The sequence below is a fragment of the Rhodoferax sp. GW821-FHT02C08 genome (assembly GCF_059421805.1).
Window position 1 is genome coordinate 18421 of record NZ_JBWKVR010000006.1, and the last position, 16375, is coordinate 34795.

The 16375-nt window shown below is 58.3% G+C and carries 16 protein-coding genes; 7 read left to right on the plus strand and 9 right to left on the minus strand.

Annotated elements, in window-relative coordinates:
• Positions 1 to 834: a shikimate dehydrogenase family protein gene (locus tag AC07VY_RS09055; RefSeq protein WP_495099940.1), complete on the plus strand. Its 834-nt coding sequence runs from the start codon at positions 1 to 3 to the stop codon at positions 832 to 834.
• Positions 835 to 923: 89 nt separating this feature from the next.
• The gene (locus tag AC07VY_RS09060; RefSeq protein WP_495099939.1) at positions 924 to 1886 is read left to right on the plus strand and encodes an AEC family transporter; all 963 of its coding nucleotides are present in this window, start codon (positions 924 to 926) and stop codon (positions 1884 to 1886) included.
• Positions 1887 to 2041: 155 nt separating this feature from the next.
• Here AC07VY_RS09060 and AC07VY_RS09065 read toward each other — a convergent pair whose 3' ends face one another.
• On the minus strand, positions 2042 to 3181 hold the full coding sequence (locus AC07VY_RS09065) for a sensor domain-containing diguanylate cyclase (protein ID WP_495099938.1): 1140 nt from the start codon (positions 3179 to 3181) through the stop codon (positions 2042 to 2044).
• Complete coding sequence (gene nosP, locus AC07VY_RS09070; protein WP_495099937.1) at positions 3174 to 4331, minus strand: nitric oxide-sensing protein NosP; 1158 nt, start codon at positions 4329 to 4331, stop codon at positions 3174 to 3176. Before nosP ends, AC07VY_RS09065 begins: the two co-directional genes overlap by 8 nt.
• Positions 4332 to 4658: 327 nt before the next feature.
• Between nosP and AC07VY_RS09075 the strand changes: the two genes are divergently transcribed.
• Positions 4659 to 6956, plus strand: a complete 2298-nt coding sequence (locus AC07VY_RS09075) for a coiled-coil domain-containing protein (RefSeq protein WP_495099936.1) — start codon at positions 4659 to 4661, stop codon at positions 6954 to 6956.
• 39 nt (positions 6957 to 6995) lie between these two features.
• Here the strand turns inward: AC07VY_RS09075 and AC07VY_RS09080 are convergent, their stop codons facing one another.
• The 3 genes from AC07VY_RS09080 to AC07VY_RS09090 are packed head-to-tail and all read right to left on the minus strand — an operon-like array spanning position 6996 to position 9040.
• Positions 6996 to 7622: a P-loop NTPase family protein gene (locus tag AC07VY_RS09080; RefSeq protein WP_495099935.1), complete on the minus strand. Its 627-nt coding sequence runs from the start codon at positions 7620 to 7622 to the stop codon at positions 6996 to 6998.
• A gap of 36 nt (positions 7623 to 7658) precedes the next feature.
• The gene (locus AC07VY_RS09085; RefSeq protein WP_495099934.1) at positions 7659 to 8075 is read right to left on the minus strand and encodes a GNAT family N-acetyltransferase; all 417 of its coding nucleotides are present in this window, start codon (positions 8073 to 8075) and stop codon (positions 7659 to 7661) included.
• Positions 8076 to 8113: 38 nt separating this feature from the next.
• Complete coding sequence (locus AC07VY_RS09090) at positions 8114 to 9040, minus strand: LysR substrate-binding domain-containing protein (protein ID WP_495099933.1); 927 nt, start codon at positions 9038 to 9040, stop codon at positions 8114 to 8116.
• A gap of 83 nt (positions 9041 to 9123) precedes the next feature.
• On the opposite strand from AC07VY_RS09090, the gene AC07VY_RS09095 reads away from it, so the two are divergent.
• On the plus strand, positions 9124 to 9252 hold the full coding sequence (locus tag AC07VY_RS09095; protein WP_495099932.1) for a hypothetical protein: 129 nt from the start codon (positions 9124 to 9126) through the stop codon (positions 9250 to 9252).
• A 6-nt stretch (positions 9253 to 9258) separates the two neighbouring features.
• Here AC07VY_RS09095 and AC07VY_RS09100 read toward each other — a convergent pair whose 3' ends face one another.
• Together AC07VY_RS09100 and AC07VY_RS09105 are read right to left on the minus strand one after the other, a co-directional pair.
• Complete coding sequence (locus AC07VY_RS09100) at positions 9259 to 10380, minus strand: leucine-rich repeat domain-containing protein (RefSeq protein WP_495119484.1); 1122 nt, start codon at positions 10378 to 10380, stop codon at positions 9259 to 9261.
• A gap of 196 nt (positions 10381 to 10576) precedes the next feature.
• The gene (locus tag AC07VY_RS09105) at positions 10577 to 10786 is read right to left on the minus strand and encodes a hypothetical protein (RefSeq protein WP_495099930.1); all 210 of its coding nucleotides are present in this window, start codon (positions 10784 to 10786) and stop codon (positions 10577 to 10579) included.
• Between AC07VY_RS09105 and AC07VY_RS09110 the strand changes: the two genes are divergently transcribed.
• The 3 genes from AC07VY_RS09110 to AC07VY_RS09120 all read left to right on the plus strand — a co-directional run bounded on the left by AC07VY_RS09110 (position 10785) and on the right by AC07VY_RS09120 (position 14232).
• Positions 10785 to 11837, plus strand: coding sequence for a Gfo/Idh/MocA family protein (locus AC07VY_RS09110; RefSeq protein ID WP_495099929.1), 1053 nt, complete (start codon positions 10785 to 10787; stop codon positions 11835 to 11837). The genes AC07VY_RS09105 and AC07VY_RS09110 overlap by 2 nt on opposite strands.
• A gap of 981 nt (positions 11838 to 12818) precedes the next feature.
• Positions 12819 to 13319, plus strand: coding sequence for a hypothetical protein (locus AC07VY_RS09115; protein WP_495097163.1), 501 nt, complete (start codon positions 12819 to 12821; stop codon positions 13317 to 13319).
• Positions 13320 to 13524: 205 nt separating this feature from the next.
• A complete protein-coding gene (locus AC07VY_RS09120; protein ID WP_495097164.1) occupies positions 13525 to 14232 on the plus strand; it encodes a hypothetical protein in 708 nt (235 codons plus the stop codon).
• A 92-nt stretch (positions 14233 to 14324) separates the two neighbouring features.
• Here the strand turns inward: AC07VY_RS09120 and AC07VY_RS09125 are convergent, their stop codons facing one another.
• Positions 14325 to 15284: an aminotransferase class I/II-fold pyridoxal phosphate-dependent enzyme gene (locus AC07VY_RS09125; RefSeq protein WP_495097165.1), complete on the minus strand. Its 960-nt coding sequence runs from the start codon at positions 15282 to 15284 to the stop codon at positions 14325 to 14327.
• Between the two features lie 94 nt (positions 15285 to 15378).
• Positions 15379 to 16332, minus strand: coding sequence for an SAM-dependent methyltransferase (locus AC07VY_RS09130; protein WP_495097166.1), 954 nt, complete (start codon positions 16330 to 16332; stop codon positions 15379 to 15381).
• Positions 16333 to 16375 lie beyond the last annotated feature (43 nt).

The following is a 16375-nucleotide window of genomic DNA, read 5'->3' on the forward strand; positions in this document are numbered from 1 at the left end:
ATGATTTCCGGCAAAACCGAGCTCATCGCCCACATCGGCTTCCCCACCCACGCCTTCAAGGCGCCGATGATCTACAACCCCTATTTCGACCAGGCCGGCATTGACGCCGTGGTCGTACCCATGGGCTGCAAGACCGAGGACTACCCCACGTTTCTGCGTGCCGTGTTCAGTCTGCAGAATATCCGCGGCGCGCTGATCACCATGCCGCACAAAGTCACCACCGCCGGCCTGCTGGACGAAGTCTCGCCCACGGCGCAGATCGCCGGCGCCTGCAACGCCGTGCGCCGCACCGAAGACGGCCGCCTGGTCGGCGACATGTTCGACGGTGAAGGTTTTGTGCGCGGCGTGCTGCGCAAGGGCCAGAACCTGACCGGCATCCGCGCCCTGGTGGTAGGCTGCGGCGGCGTAGGCTCGGCCATTGCCGCATCCCTGGCGGCGGCCGGCGTCAGCACGCTACAGCTGTTCGACGCCTACACGCCATCCATGGAAGGCCTGGCCAGCCGCCTGCGCCAGCACTACCCCGCGTTGCTGGTGGAAACCGGCTCCAATGACCCAGCCAGCTGCAACCTGGTGGTCAACGCCACGCCCATGGGCATGAACGAGGGCGACCCGCTGCCCATGGACGTAGACCGTATCGCCCCCACCGCCTTTGTGGGCGAAGTGGTGATGAAGGCTGAAACCACCGCCTTCCTGGCCGCTGCCCAGGCACGAGGCTGCCGGGTGCAGGTGGGCACGGACATGCTGTTCGAGCAGATCCCGGCCTATCTGGAATTCTTCGGCCTGCCCAGCACCACGGCCGAGGTGCTGCGCGAAATCGCCACGCTGAAGTACTGAAGCTACGCCCCTGCACGGGCTGGGTCTGTCTACTTTTTTGACAGACCCGGCCCGTACATCCCGTTCCCGACCGCCACACCACCCCAAGCATGCTGCAAATCCTGGCCATCACGACGCCGATCTACCTGATCATCGCAGCGGGTTATCTGTCTGTGCGCTTTGGCCTATTCAACAAGCCCGATATGCGGGTGCTGGGCCGCTTCGTCGTCAACTTCTGCCTGCCGGCGCTGATCTTCAACGCCCTGTCCAAGCGCCCGCTGGGCGAAGTGCTCAACGGCCCCTACCTGCTGGCCTACGCCGCCGGCTCACTGACCGTAGTGCTGATCGGCATGCTGGTCGGGCTGCGGCTGCGCCGCCAAAGCATGCCGCTGGCCACCATGCAAAGCCTGGGCATGGCCGCATCCAACAGCGGCTTTGTGGGCTACCCCATCGTGCTGCAGCTGCTGGGCCCCACGGCAGGCGTGGCCCTGGCCCTGACCATGCTGGTCGAGAACCTGCTGGTGCTGCCCCTGTGCTTCGCCATGGCCGACAACGAAGGCCAGGACGCCGCCCAGCGCTGGCACCACACCCTGCTGAACAGCCTGCGCAACCTGCTGAAAAACCCCTTGGTGCTGGCCATACTGGCCGGCTTTTGCTTCTCGCTTTTGGGCCTGCAACTGCCCGCCGTGCTGGCGCAAACCGTGCAAATCGTGGCCACCGCCTCCAGCCCGGTGGCGCTGTTCGTCATCGGCGGCAGCCTGGTCGGTTTGAAGTTGGCCGGCGTGCGCCGCGACCTGGCCTGGGTGGCCTGCGGCAAGCTGTTGCTGCACCCGCTGGCCGTATTCACCATGCTGTGGCTGCTGCCCGCCGGGCTGGTTGTGGCGCCCGAGCTGCGCATCGCCGCCGTGCTGTTCGCCGCCATGCCCATGCTCAGCATCTACCCGGTGGTCGCGCAGAAATACGGGCTGGAAGGCTTCACCGCCGCCGCCCTGCTGGTGGCAACCGTCAGCTCGTTTTTCACCATCAGCAGCCTGCTGTGGGCCATGCACCATCTGCTGGGTTGGGTGGCCTGAGCTTGGGCGCTAAATCGGCCTCTACATAACCCATTCGTTCTGGGCGAATGGGCGGCCGCTGCGTAGCAACAATACGCACTTCTCGCCAGCCTGGCAGCGCCACTCTGAAGATCCTAGGCAGGCTACAGACAAAACAACCCTTGAGAGGGGGCTGGCTAATCCTCTTTGTCCGCGACCATGACGCAATTGCGGCCGGCCGCCTTGGCCGCATACAACGCTCGGTCAGCGGCACCCACTAAAGCGTCGCCGCTGTCACCATCGCGGGGAAACGTGGCGACTCCAAATGAAGCAGTGACTTTAATCAGAGAATCGGCATAAGGTACTGGCGCACCTGCCATCGCACCGCGCAGTTGCTCGGCTCTATCTACTGCGGAACCCTGCGCCGTATTTGGCATAACCAGCAAAAACTCTTCCCCGCCGTATCGACAATAAATATCACTACCCCGAGCATGTTGCTTCATCAAATTGCCGAAGATCCTCAGCACCTCGTCACCCGCCAAATGTCCATACTGGTCATTGACACGCTTGAAATGGTCCAGGTCTCCCATGACCACGCTGACGGAATACGCATGGCGCCGGGCCGCGACAAGTTCACGTTCCAAGGCTGTCTCCAGGTAGCGGCGGTTATATAGACCGGTCAGAGGATCATGAATGGCCAGCTCGCGTAACTCCTCCTGCAAAGCCCGAAGATTGCTCTCAGCACGGGTTCGTTCGCTGATGTCCATGAGCACACTGATGAGCTGCCGTTTCCCTCCAACATCCATCCCGCTGCCATGGTTTTCGACAATTATTTCAACGCCGTCCTTGCGCAAGCCACGGAATGTGTAGTGAACACGGTCAACTTCTCCACACTGCCGTTTCCGAACGTTTTCTGCGACCAAAGGACGGTCTTGTTCGACCACAAAGTTCGTGGGTGCCAATCCCACAACCTCGTCTTCTGAATAGCCAAAAATTTCAGCGAACTTGGCATTGGCATAGCTGATGACTCCGTCCTCGACAATGACAATGCCCACCAAAGACATGTTCACTAAACCACGAAATAGTGTCTCCGACACTCGCAGGGCGCGATTGATCTTCTCATTTTCACGTAAGGCAAGCTCCAGTTCCTGCGTCCGGCTATGCACCAATTCCTCCAGCATGACGGTGTTCTGAAACAAGCCATAGTCGGAGCCAAGCGTGCTGGCACTACGTTCCGCACGGTCCATCAACGCACGGATGATTTTGTTCAGGCGCGCAATTTCCCCCCTCAAGGCATCGTCGCCAGAGCCCGTCTGCGTTGCCACTTGGTCAGGCATCGGTGCTCCCATACTCATTGACGCCAATGGCAATACCGACAAAAGTCTGGGTGACATGCACACCATGGTATTGCTCACCATAGGTATTGAAGCCGATGACATGGTTGTCCACCAGGACTTCGTTGATACGATCTTTCTGTTGGTGTGACATTTCAAGTCTGCGCCATATGCAGTCGAAACCCAGAACCAGTTGCGGTGGACCGATTTGGCTGCGTACCCGCGCAAAGGCTTGCTTGAGGTTTTCCTCGATATCTATGCCCTTCGCCGTTCGTAGCACAAGGCCACTTTCTATGGCGCAAAAGAAGGTCAGACTGCCATCGGGATTTGCTTTCTGGATGGAGCGCACATAGTTTGCTCCATTTATCACCACCACCACAGGGTTGGCGGCAAAACAGGCGGAAGTTAGGTCATTCGCATCAATCCCTAACATGCGGGCATATTCCTGTGCCGCTGGCAAACCGTTGATCTCCATTACCAAGCGACGCGCGGGGTCGGCCTCGGTGACCACCATCCTTTCTTCGGTAGCGACAAAGTGCTGCGTCTTGAATAGCTTGAACGGCAGCCGCGTATTTACCAACACCAACACCGAGCTGTCCAAATAAAACTGCCCCTGAAAATAAACATGCGTATTGCGGAATTTGAGGTTATTGCCTGTAGAACCGCCAACCAACGCAATATCACCCAGGGCCCTCTGCAATGTATGGGTCACAAGCTCCTCACGTGCCGACATACCATCAATCAGCATAAAGGCAAAACTGTTGCTCGCGTCCGCATGTGGAGCCCGGGCTTCCAATGCTTGCAGCAGGGTCTGTACAGTGGAATATCCCGTACTACTGGTGAATTGCTGCAAGCGGTCAATGCAACCACTGACAGCATGGAATTCGCTGGCAGAAAAGCTCACCCCGCTCAGGCTACGCTCGCGGTAGCCTTGGGGCCCAATTTCACCCGCAGTGGTACACCCCACGACTTGAACCCCGTCAAACAGCCGCCGCATTTCAGCGGCAACCGACTCCAAGTCGTAAGTACCAAAGCAAAAGAAAACAACGAGCGCAATGTTTTCCTGGACGACGGCCTGATGAAATTCGCGCACAGCCTCGACCGCGTCTACAGCACAGGACTGCGCCCTGCGGATGCTGGTTTGAATGCCCATTTGTCCAGGCTCCTTCGTTGTCTCCATCACATGTCTAACCGCATCCCATTATGGTTGAGGTCATGATTTTGATTGGTGATTTATTTCGAACTGTGAAAGCATGGATGAAGCTTGGCCGAATAGCCTCTCATTGGATATACCCACCAGCAAAGTTTCCACAACATCGCGTTTGGGTTGGCTGCACCGGCTACATTCATCGCTGCAGCATATCTCCGGCAGCCCTTGCACGGCTGTAGGGCCAATCAACACGTGTCAATAGAAGCAGCACCTATTTCAATAGATGAGCAATGGCTAGGCCCCAGCACGCATGCGCGCGCGCGGCTACCCATGGGCCTGCTGATTTCCTTGCTGTTCCATGCGCTGCTACTCAGCTTGACCTTCGACGGCCAGGAAGGCGGACTGCCGGGTTTCGGTTTCCCCTGGGAAGAACGACGCGGCGCGGTACCGGCACTGCGCATCGTGCTCGATGCGGCGGAGCCCTCTAGCACAGAGCCTCCACCGGACACCGGGGCCAGCACCGCGGAGCCCGCAGGTACAACACCTGCGGCACCACTCGCCCGCAGTACTGCCATAGCCGAAAGCCCACGAACGGATAACCAGCCCACGCCGCCCCCCGAGCCCACAGACACAATCGAAACAGCATCAACGCCCCCCGACGGCGCCACTTGGATCGCGCTGCCAACGCCCGCACAAGAGACGGTGCAGCAAGAGGCGGCACACCTGAAAGCCAAGCAGCAAGACGCCGCCCAACTCGCCCGGCAAGAAGCTGCCCGCCAGGCCGCTGCGGTAGCCGAAGCCCTTCGACAGGAGGCACGGCAAAAGGAAGCCGAGCGTCAGGCTACGGCTCGCCTGGAGGCAGCCCGCGCAGAAGTCGCACGCCTGGAGGCTGCGCAACAAGCCGCCGCCCTCGCCGCCACACAACAGGAAGAAGCCCAGGCCGCGCGCGCCAAAACGACCAGGCAGGAAGCAGAACGCCAAGAGAGCTTGCGCCAAGACGCCCTCCGCCAGGAAACGGCCCGGGCCGAAGCCACGCGCCAGGAGACGCTACGGCAAGAAACCAGCCGCCAGGAAGCCGCACAGGCCGAGGCGCAACAACAGGTCCTGACCGTCGCCCGCGCCGAAGCCGAGCGTTTGGAAACCGCCCGAGTCGAAGCCGCAAAGCAGGAGCGTGAACGCCAAGAGGCCGAGCGCCAGGCCAGCGCACGCCAGGACGCTGCGCGGCTAGAAACGGCCCGGGCCGAGGCCGCCAAGCAGGAAACCGAGCGACTGGAGGCAGCCAAACAAGCCGCCGCACGGCTAGAGGCAGCCCAACAAGAGGCCGCAAATGCCGCCAAGGCGGCACGCGCCGAAGCCGAACGCCAAACCGCTGCACGCCAGGAAGTTGCACGCCTGGAGGCTGCGCGGGCCGAAGCAGCCAAGCAAGAAACCGAGCGCATGGAAGCCGCCAAGCAGGCGGCTGCGCGCCAAGAGGCAGCCAGGATCGAAGCCGCGCGTCGGGAGGCAGAACGCCAGGCCGCAGCCAAGGCAGAAGCCGAACGCCTGGAAGCCGCAAAACAAGCTGTCGCACGCGTAGAAGCCGAGCGCCAAGCCGCAGCCCGGCAAGAAGCCGCCCGGGCCGAGGCTGCCAAGCAAGAGGCGGCCCGCCTGGAGGCCGCCAAGGTAGAAGCCGCACGGCGGGAAACCGAGCGCCTGGACGCGGCAAAGCAAGCGGCTGCACGGCAAGAGGCCGCCCAGCAGGAAGCGGCCAAAACCGCTCGCGCCGAGGCCGAACACCAAGCTGCCGCGCGCCAGGAGGCGGCAAGGACCGAGGCTGCCAAACAAGAGGCAGCACGTACCGAAGCGGCCAAGCAGGAAACTGCACGCCAGGAGGCCGCCAAAGCAGAAGCCTCGCGACGCGAGGCAGAACGCCAAGCGGCGCAGCAAGAGGCGGCAAGGGCCGGAGCCGCTAAGCAAGAGGCCAAACAAGAGGCAGAACGGCAAGAAGCTGCGAAGCAGGCTGCGGTGCGGCAAGAAGCGGCCCAGCAGGAGGCGACCAACGCCGCCAATGCCGAACGTGCCGAAGCCGACCGCCAGAACGCAGCCCGCCAGAACGCAGCCCGCCAGGAAGCCGCCCGGGCCGAGACCGCCAAACAAGAAGCCACGCGCCTGGCCGCCGAACAGCGCGAAGAAAAACTCAAGGCCATAGGACGGCAGCTGAACGAAGAAGCCGATAAGCGCGCGGCGGCAGATGCCGCACGCGCGTCCTCCTCACTGCCATCGTCGTGGAGCAGCGCACGCCGAGGCAGGATCTTCGGCCGCATCGACACCAACGAGGAAATGGTTCGGTACGCCGAAGCCTGGACCCGAAAAATCGAGTCCCCCATGACCTTCGATGCGGCAGTCCGCCAAGTCGTCAAGCAGCCCCATGCCGATCCCCTGGTGCTGGTGGCTGTTCGAAGCGATGGCTCGGTAGAGTCGGTAAGCTTCGTCATCTCCAGCGGCGTGCCGGCCATCGACGAGGCAATTCGCCGCATCATCTACGGCCAGGCCAACTACCAGGCCTTCCAACCCGCCCTGGCCCGCGAATTCGACGTGATCGAAATACGCCGCACCTGGTACTTCGACATGGCGATACGGTTGTATTGACCGGGGCAACCCGCCTTGCCCAGGTCACCACGTTTTCATTTAAGCGGAGGGCAGGCGCGTAGACACAAAGGTTTGTAGAACCTTGGCAAGGTCCTCTCCACGATTTGCAGCGGCAAGCAAATCAGAAACCTCGGCCTCGCTACGGAGGCAGGCTTTTGACCCCGCAAACTGCGTGAACAAAGCCTGGTGGCCTGCAAGGGAGCGTGCATCGCCTCGGGTTGGGTAAGTCGAGGCCCACGCCAGCAATCTGGCCAGCCCCGCCTCGGATTGCGCTCTGCCCATATGGGCCTTGCTCTCTGAACCTCTGGCGCGCAACCTGGCTTCACATATGCCCCAATCCAGATTCAGCCAAATCAGTGCGCTGGCATCTTGCAGAAATGGCGCGGCCAACTCCCCAAAAACGCCCTCCACAACCCAGCCCGGTTGGGCCCGGGCGCTGCCCATGAGAAATGCCACCTCAGGCTCCGGCCGCTTTAGGTCAAAAACTCCTGCTTGCCAGAACAATTCATCCAGATGGACTACCGGCACCGATGCTATTGCAGCCAAGCCTTTAGCCAGCCAGGTTTTTCCGCTCCCACTATTGCCGACTATGACTAGCTTCATTCCGTCCTGCCGATTGGTTTGATATTGCCCGTTGAATTGGAAATCTGATTTCGCTGCGCGCACAGCCCAAAGCCTGTAACGCTGGGCGCTGGCAGCATCCTACTTCGCACCACGCGCCATACGTCGCAACCGTCGCTTCCGCTCCATCGCTACCGCAGACTCGTTAAAGCCCTGCTTTGCGAAGAATTGAGATGCCCCCTCTCGGCCGGCGCGCAATACCCAGGTAATGGATTCATCCTGCCCTACGATGTGCTCAACCAGCGCATGGCCGACGCCTCTTCGCCGAAACCCATCCGCGACAACCACCATAGACAGATAGCCGTTTGAAATGCCGTCCGTGATGGCGCGGGCAAAGCCGATAACTTGCTCATCCACTACAGCAACAGCTGTGCGCTGAGATGCAGCAATCAGCCTGGCCAAATCGTCCTGGGCTTCCACACGATGGCCCCACCCGCTGACAAGCAGCAACTGGTGGACTGTGTAGAGGTCAGTAGCGTCGAAATTTCGAACGAGCATATGATTTCCTTCATGGCACTAAGCTGGGCAAGCGCCCCTCAAGCCCCAAACACCTCCAGCGCGAACTCCCCCTTTTGCAGCTCCTGCACCAGGTAGTCCACGCAGACCTTCAGCTTGGCCGAATTGCCTAACCGCGTAGCCGTCACGGCCCACACATTGGCCTGCTGGTGGTAAGCCGGTAGCACGCGCTGCATGCTGCCGTCTTTGAGACGGGCGGCTACGTCCCAGCTGGACAGCAGCACAATGCCGTGGCCGTCCACCGCCCAGTTGTGCACCGCATCGCTGTGGTTGGACCCCAGGGTGCTGGTCACCTTGACCGACTCCACGCCCTGCGGGCCCTGCAACCGCCACACACCGTAGGCCTGGTCGCGGTCGCGGAACAGCAGGCAGTCGTGCTGGGCCAGGTCGGCCAGGGTCTTGGGCGTACCGCGCCGCGCCAGGTAACTGGGCGCGGCGCACAGCACGCGCACGCTGTTGGCCACAGGGTGCGCCACTAGATAGGGTTCGCTGATGTCGCCCACGCGGATGTCGATGTCAAAGCCCTCGCCCAGCACATCGACCCGGCGGTCCACCAGCTCCAGCCAAATATCCAGCGCCGGGTACAGCCGCTTGAGTTGCGCCAGGATATGGCCCACGTGGTTGCGGCCCAGGCGCAGGCTGGTGCTGATGCGCAGCGCGCCCGAGGGCGTGGCCCGGGTGCGGCCCACCTCCTGACTCAGGCTGTCGGCCGTGTCCAGCACCTTGCGCGCCCACAGCAGCGCCGTCTCACCTTCATCGGTGATCGACACCCGCCGCGTGGTGCGGTGGAACAGCGCCAGCCCCAGGGCCTGCTCCAGCCCGGCCACGCGTTTGCTCACATAGGCAGGGGAAATGCCCAGCTCCACCGCCGCCGCATTAAAGCTGCTGCGCCGCGCCACGCAGCAAAAAACACGCAGGTCGATCAACTCCCATTGATTGTTCACCATTCGTTAATCGTCAATCAAGTTCAATGCCAATTACAAATAGATGGGTTGTGAGCAGCATGCCGCATTCCCACACCAAAGGCAGCATGACTTCTTCCCCCAAGCTCCGTATTGCCATGGCCGACGCCGAGCAAGCCGGCCTGCCGCTGTATACCTCGCTGGCCAATCTGCTGACCTGGCCCGGGCCCAATGACGCCCCGCTACGAAAAAAGTAGGGAGGCCTAGTTAACAACTTTCTCAACACCGACAATTTTGCAATGGGCCGGTGCCCCGATCGCAGACCGAGAAACTTTTTTTATTCCGGTGTATGACAAATCAATCTGTTTTAGTTTTGGTAAACCTGCAAACGCACCAGCTTCGATATTTTTCAGGCTATGCATTTGATTGATATCGATAAATTCTAAATTTTTCAAACCATCGAAAGCATGCTTCGGAATGGATACAAACTTATTTTTACTCAGTCCTAAAATCCGAAGGCGAGGAAGCTCACGCAGTGCTGCGAGAGGCACGCCCACAAAGTTATTTCCAAATAGCTCTACACTTTCAACGTTGGGCAACCCCACCAAAGCATGCTCCTGAATTTCAAGAGTCTGGTTATGCGTTAAGTTTAAGTTCAGCAGATTTTCTAGCCCACAAAAACTCTTATCCGGAATGCTTGCCAAATCAGCATAAGAGATGTTGAGAGATTTAAGCTGATTCAGATTTTTCAAGGTAGCAACCGGTATATATTTCATCTCCTTAGACTGAATATTTAGGGACTTCAATTTTGAAAAACCTTCAAAAATTTTGGGGGCAAATGTACTTACACCCCCATTGATGTATATCGTCTCGGCGTGGTCACTTGCCCGCAGACTTTCATCTGAAAATTTTCTAAGCCAGTGATCTTTGAGCCGGATTCGCGTTTTATATTCAAAATTTTCATTTGAATTATGAAATGTGATCTCACAGAATTCAGTTCTATGTGCAGCCTGATATTTCTGACTTTCATCATTCATGAACACATATGCACAAATGAAAGCGATTGGCAAAATTAATCCCAATACAAACCCGATAAGCAATCTTCTTTTTAAAGAAAAATTTTCACGGGGATAAAATATTAAAGATAGAACAGCAAACGCAATAAATAATAAAACTACCGAGATCTCGATAAAGGCAAAAAAACTTATTGCGGCACCCTTAGCGATACCACCGTAATCTTGCGCAGAGCCATCTTGAATTAGAAAAAAATAAAGGCAAATTAAAAAATAAAAATTTTTGACATGCGACATATAACAATCAATCAGAATTGTGCTGATAATAAAATCCCAAAACCCAATCTTGAAATAATCTAGCTGCAAACGCAATTAAATTCTGCTTATTTTGCAGCATGGATTAAATTTGAATTAATTTATCCTCAACCCAAAACAATAAGTAATCAATTTCATGAAAATAATATCGCAAATCAATTAAAATAGCATTCTGCAAAAAATAAGCCGAAGTCGATTAAAACCATTAAGGCAATAGGTAGTTTAATCTTATATAACCAAGCATGATTCGAGCTTAAGACATCCAAATACACCTGATTTCAATAAGCAGTGGCAAAAACGCCGTTTCGCTTGCGTCGGCAATCGACACACACAGGTCGATCAACTCCCACTGCATATTCACCATTGATTGTTCACCATCCGTTAATTGTGAATCATGTCTCAGGCTAATTACAAATGCATGGGTTGTGAGTAGCATGCCGCATTCCTTCACCAGCAACACCATGACTTCTTCTCCCAAGCTCCGTATCGCCGTGGCCGGCGCCGGCATGATCGGCATGGCCCATATCGCCGTGCTGGCGCGCAGCCCGCGCTGCGTGCTGTCGGCCATCGTGGACCCTTCGCCCGGCGCAGTCGCCATCGCCACGCAAGCCGGCGTGCCGCTGTTCACCTCGCTGGCCGATCTGCTGGCCCAGGCCCGGCCCGACGGCGTGCTGCTGGCCACGCCCAACCACCTGCACGTGCCGCAGGCGCTGGAATGCATCGCCGCCGGCATGCCCATCCTGCTGGAAAAGCCCATTGCCACCACCCTGGCGGAAGGGCTGCAACTGCAAAAAGTGGTGGAAGACACGCAGGCCCGGGTGCTCATAGGCCACCACCGCGCCCACAGCCCCATCATGGCCAAGGCCAAGCAGGTGGTGGACAGCGGCCAACTGGGCCGCCTGGTCAGCGTGACCGGCAGCGCCCAGTTCTACAAACCCGACGACTACTTTGCCAACGGCCCCTGGCGCACCCAGGCCGGCGGTGGCCCCATTCTCATCAACCTGATCCACGAGGTGCACAACCTGCGCATGCTGTGCGGCGACATCAGCGCCGTGCAGGCCTTTGCCAGCAACGCCACGCGCGGCTTCGCGGTGGAAGACACGGTGGCCATCAACCTGCGCTTTGCCAACGGCGTGCTGGGCAGCTTCATGCTGTCCGACACCGCCGCCAGCGCCCGCAGCTGGGAGCAAACCAGCCAGGAAAACAAGGCCTACACCACCTACACCGACGAGGACTGCTACCACATCGCCGGCACCCAGGGCAGCCTGGCCGTGCCCACCATGCGCATCAAAACCTACCCTCGCCCCGAAGACCGCTCGTGGTGGAAGGAGTTTGAGGTAGGCACTATCGGCATGGTGCGCGACGACCCACTGAAGCACCAGATGAACCACTTCGCCGACGTCATAGAAGGCAAAGCCGCCCCCCTGGTCAGCGCCCGCGACGGCGTGCAGAACCTGCGCGTGACAGAGGCCATTTCGGAGGCGACTCGTACTGGGCTGGTGGTGCAGATTTAGGCTTTGTGCGTCCGCTGCAAGGTCGGTTGATTTGCTATAAAAATCGCGGCTTCTTGCGTAGGTAAATTCTGCGCTAGCGGTCGATTTGGCTTGAGCCTTTGGATTTGGTTGGTGCGGCCAACATCCCTGGCCGGGACGTGCGCCCGGCGGCGCAGTCACCTTTCTTTGCGTCGCCAAAGAAACGTAACCCAAAGAAAGGCGAGCCGAAGTCGTCGCCCCCTGCGCTGCGCTACGGGGTACGCTGCGTTGCTCGGTCTGGTCGGGGTCCCGCTCGAACTCGGCCTGCGGCCTCAAACAATCGCGGGCCCTGATCCGCCCAGCCCTGCGCTACTCGCCGACGCCACACGGCGTGGGAACGGACAGCCAAACAGCCAGCCCGGCTGCGCCGGGCTGCAACAACCTCGCGCCCTAGGCGCGATGTGGCGCACAGCGCCACCGATCCCGATCCCCGGGGTCCCCCTCTGTATGCGCCGAGGAGCACAGCTTTGGGCGGATCAGGGCTGGCGTTGTCTGAGCCGCAGGCGAGTTTAGCCAGACCCCGCACAAAGCGCGCACCGCAGGTTCCCGTAGCGTCAGCGGAGGGCGCAGACAGTGGGGGCGCCTTTCTTTTGGTGACTTTTCTTTTGCGCAAAAGAACAAGTTACTCGCCCGCCGGGGCGAACTCCCGGCCGGGGATCGGATGGACGTCAGGCACCATCCACACTACCCCAAACCGCACATAAATCTTCAAATAAAAACAGGCTCCAGCGCAAATTCAACCTACGCAAGCAGCTATAAAAAATAGAGCACTGGGTAGTTCCACATTTTTGAGGGGAAGATACATGCGGGCCGGAAACCGATCGGTTACGCCGGGCTATAGTGGCTCACGCCTTAAAGGGTCGGGTTTTTCAAAACTTCTATACCTGTACACAAACAGGCCCACCCGACGAAAAGTCAGTCTAAAAACCAATTTCAAAAAATTCGGATGGACGTTTTAAACCAATGTATACCGCCATAACCGCACCCACTAGTTCGGACATTATTCGCGCGAAAGAGGCCACGTCCTTCGAAGTCGCATCCGTCTGCAATGATCTCTTTGGATCGACTTGGCACCAAAGCTACGTGCGCCTAATCGAGGTGACAACGACCATGAGAGTTTCTAATGCGGTCAATTTAGCGTACTTGGTTGCCCGTACGCGAAGTGCTTTCGACATCGATGAAGCAATGTCCGATTCGTGTTTGACGTCCGCAAGCATCGAAGAATTACGCCTATTGCATAGCACCGCATTGGCTGAGCTTGCTAAGCCAGATCACGATCTGAATCAGTGCCTAATAGCGACGCTCAATGCAATTGATTTGTCACGAGCATCCAATGTCAAGCGGGTTATCTTCAAGATCCGGGAAAATTCATCGATTAATCAAGCATCATCCAAACCCAGACAGGAGATGCTCTTCAACATTGCGGATAAATTCATTTATCTCGCTCTGCATAACGAGTCATAAATGATGATTAACAAATTCGTCGAACGCCCCCTCAACGGCGGGCCTTGAATGCGGGATTTGTCCAAACTTCTATGCCCGCATCAGACAAGGGCACAACACGCAAAGCCTGCCACCTTCAGGATTTCGATGCATTTCTTAAACCTCAGCAGTCGACTTAAACCTCTCAGATTACGGTGTACATCACGAAGACGTCGGGAGCGCTTAGGTGGAGACTAAAAAAGCAATCGAACTCGGCGCGAAGGTCGTGCAACTGCAGTCGCTGATGGTCGCATATGCCACCGATGGACGCACTTCAGATCAACCTCATGCGTATCGTGAACTGTATGGCGAAGTGACTATTGAACTTGAAGATGCCAAGTACGCCAATCCGAATCCACACAGATCACTAGAAGTTTTTTACGCTTTCTGCAAGCTGCAGGAAATGAAGACCTATTCGAGTCGTCGAGTCTATGTCGAAGAGCTATACGCCGATGTCCTGCTTGATCTCAAACGAATCCAGCGCCATGCGCCATCCTCCAAGAACTGGGGTAAAGCAAATGAAGCCCTCTCAGATGAACTGAATCCAATACGAGCGCAATGGCTGAAAGCAAAGAACTTCATTTACTCTGCAACTCCTGACTTCGAAAACTCGGTCAAGGAGTCCATCAACGCCGTAGAGTCCAGCCTGATGGTCTTACTGAAAGAACCAAATGGAACCCTGGGAAAGATCATCAAACAAGCCAATCTCGATCCAGATATTGAGCGCCTAGTAAGTCAGGCCTACGGAGCCATCAGCAACAAGGCTTTTGTTCGGCACGGAGGCACTGTTGCATCGGGCCTAACAAAAGCTGAGGCCGAATTTTTTCTAGAGTTTGCAGCAACATCTATCGTGTACATAACTCAAAAGCTGAAGCGCGAGAAACGTGAGCTCTAACCCGTTCAGGTCGATACGCTACTACATCTACGAGCACGGCTCTATCAATCTAGCCGACAGGAAGCGGCAATCTCCCCAAGATCTAACGCCCCTTACCCCGGCAACGCCAACGCATCCTGCCCCAACGGCGGCAGCACCCCCAGCCGCACATAACCCGGCAAGCCAAAAGACGCCGCATCCCGCAGCTTGATACCCCGCGCGCGCAAACGCTGCAGGCGCAGCGGTAAATCGTCCCCGCTGGGCCGGGTGCAAAAGAAGTTCGCGCTGCTGGGTAGGCATTCCCAGCCCAGGGTGCGACACAGGATGATCTGCCGGGCCTTCCAGGCCCGCAGCTTTACCAGACTCTGCGCCAGCCACTGCTGGCTAGCCGGGCGGCACCAGGCTTGCAGCATGGCCACACCGTGCGCGCCCACCGGCCAGGACGGGCACAGCATGGACACGGCCTGCACATCCGCGCCTAGCGGCGCGATCACGTAAGCCGCGCGTATGCCTGTCAGGCCCAGGGCCTTGTTGGGCGTCCACATCTGCCAGACCCGGTCGCGCTGGGTGGCATCCAGGCTCGGGGCGCCGTCGAGGCGCAACGGGGCATAGGCGCAGTCCAGCACCAGCTGCTGGTTGGGCCGCAAGCCGTCCACCATGTCCGCCAAACCAGGATGGGCCTGCCCCAAGGGGCTGGACGGCTCGCAAGCCCACAGCAACTGGGCTTGGGGTGCATCGGCCTGTGTCAGCCCCCAGGCCTGGGCGGCTTGCAGATAGTCGCCGTAATGGTGCTTCGGCAGGTACACGCGCTGGCGCTGATGCACAGCGCTGATACGGTGGATGAACTCGCTGGCACTGCCTGCCAGCAGGACGCGCTGCGTGCCCACGCCGTGAAAGGCTGCCAGCTGCTCTTTCAGGGCCGTGTAGTGCGGGTCCGGATAGCGCGTGGCGTCAGCCTGCTGCAGATCGGCCAAGGCGTGCGGGCACGGACCGCAGGCGTTGCTGTTGGTGGAAAAATCCCAACGTGGTACGCCCAACGCATCCGGGCCGCCGTGGGTGAATAGCGAAGTCATTGCACTATCAAATATATAGCACGCTGCGCAGATGGAATAGACGTGAAAGGTAAATCTACCTGAATGACCAGACGAATGGCCGGCGCAAGCATCGTCAGAGCGGCTTCTGCGCGACCACGGTGGGGAACATCCGGGCGCGGTCATCGATGAAGCGGATATCGGCAAAGCCGGCATCCTGCAGCTGGACCATCGTTTGTGCATGGGTACGGAAGGCACTCCACTTTGCCTCAATGACACGCACAAACATCACATGCTGCAGCGCCAACGATTCCGAGTCCACTTCCGCCATGTTCCACGGAGATTCAGCGGACAAGGCGGGCGGCGGCGTCAAGAAGCTGGTGATGAGCGTGCCACCCGGCTTCAGCATATCGAAGAACGACCGGTATAAAGCCGTTACGCGGACGTGGTCTGGCTCATAGATATTGAGGCCATTGCTGGTCAGTACGTCCACCGTGGCGTTCGGCTGCGGCGTCCATGCATCTTCGAGGTGGAGCGACAAACGCTTTGTCAGCCCACGATCCCGCGCCAGCTCTGACGCGCCGTTCAAAGCCTGCTGGTCCAGATCGATGCCCACCAGAGTCACGTCCGGGTGCTGGCCGTAATCAAGCAGCAGCAATTCGCCCATCAAACCGCAAGGGACCGACGCCAGCACCAGCCCAGGCCGAAGCAAGGCCTGCAATTGCTGCTGAAATATGCCAAACCGCTCCCGGGTTGCCAGCACCGCCGGCAACTTCTCAAATATCCGATGCTCCAGAGCGGTCATCGCATGTGTAGCAGTGCTACCAGGACGGTAAGTTACCAATTGGTGCGTCCAGTAGGCGTTCAGGCCCCGGTTTTCCAGCAGGAACCGCCCCAGCGCAAATGCGGACAAAGCCTCTAGCAATTGAATTTGTTGGTCCACCGTGGCGCCGGGAAGGTCGCCCGCCTGATGAAGCCGCGACCGGATGGATTGCAACAGATCACTGTCGCCGTCCCGTGGACCGGCACCGTGGGAAATGAGTTGGTCCTGGCGGGTCCTTGATGACACGGTTTCGTTAAGATTTTTCATTCGTCTTTTTCTGCGAGTACACGGAAGTGTTGTTGAAGAGCTT

Excerpts from the sequence above, each read along its gene's own strand:
- AC07VY_RS09055 (WP_495099940.1), top strand. The coding sequence starts at position 1 with ATGATTTCCGGCAAAACCGAGCTCATCGCCCACATCGGCTTCCCCACC.
- AC07VY_RS09060 (WP_495099939.1), top strand. The coding sequence starts at position 924 with ATGCTGCAAATCCTGGCCATCACGACGCCGATCTACCTGATCATCGCA.
- AC07VY_RS09065 (WP_495099938.1), bottom strand. The coding sequence starts at position 3,181 with ATGCCTGACCAAGTGGCAACGCAGACGGGCTCTGGCGACGATGCCTTG.
- nosP (WP_495099937.1), bottom strand. The coding sequence starts at position 4,331 with ATGGGCATTCAAACCAGCATCCGCAGGGCGCAGTCCTGTGCTGTAGAC.
- AC07VY_RS09075 (WP_495099936.1), top strand. The coding sequence starts at position 4,659 with ATGGGCCTGCTGATTTCCTTGCTGTTCCATGCGCTGCTACTCAGCTTG.
- AC07VY_RS09085 (WP_495099934.1), bottom strand. The coding sequence starts at position 8,075 with ATGCTCGTTCGAAATTTCGACGCTACTGACCTCTACACAGTCCACCAG.
- AC07VY_RS09090 (WP_495099933.1), bottom strand. The coding sequence starts at position 9,040 with ATGGTGAACAATCAATGGGAGTTGATCGACCTGCGTGTTTTTTGCTGC.
- AC07VY_RS09095 (WP_495099932.1), top strand. The coding sequence starts at position 9,124 with ATGACTTCTTCCCCCAAGCTCCGTATTGCCATGGCCGACGCCGAGCAA.
- AC07VY_RS09110 (WP_495099929.1), top strand. The coding sequence starts at position 10,785 with ATGACTTCTTCTCCCAAGCTCCGTATCGCCGTGGCCGGCGCCGGCATG.
- AC07VY_RS09105 (WP_495099930.1), bottom strand. The coding sequence starts at position 10,786 with ATGGTGTTGCTGGTGAAGGAATGCGGCATGCTACTCACAACCCATGCA.
- AC07VY_RS09115 (WP_495097163.1), top strand. The coding sequence starts at position 12,819 with ATGTATACCGCCATAACCGCACCCACTAGTTCGGACATTATTCGCGCG.
- AC07VY_RS09125 (WP_495097165.1), bottom strand. The coding sequence starts at position 15,284 with ATGACTTCGCTATTCACCCACGGCGGCCCGGATGCGTTGGGCGTACCA.
- AC07VY_RS09130 (WP_495097166.1), bottom strand. The coding sequence starts at position 16,332 with ATGAAAAATCTTAACGAAACCGTGTCATCAAGGACCCGCCAGGACCAA.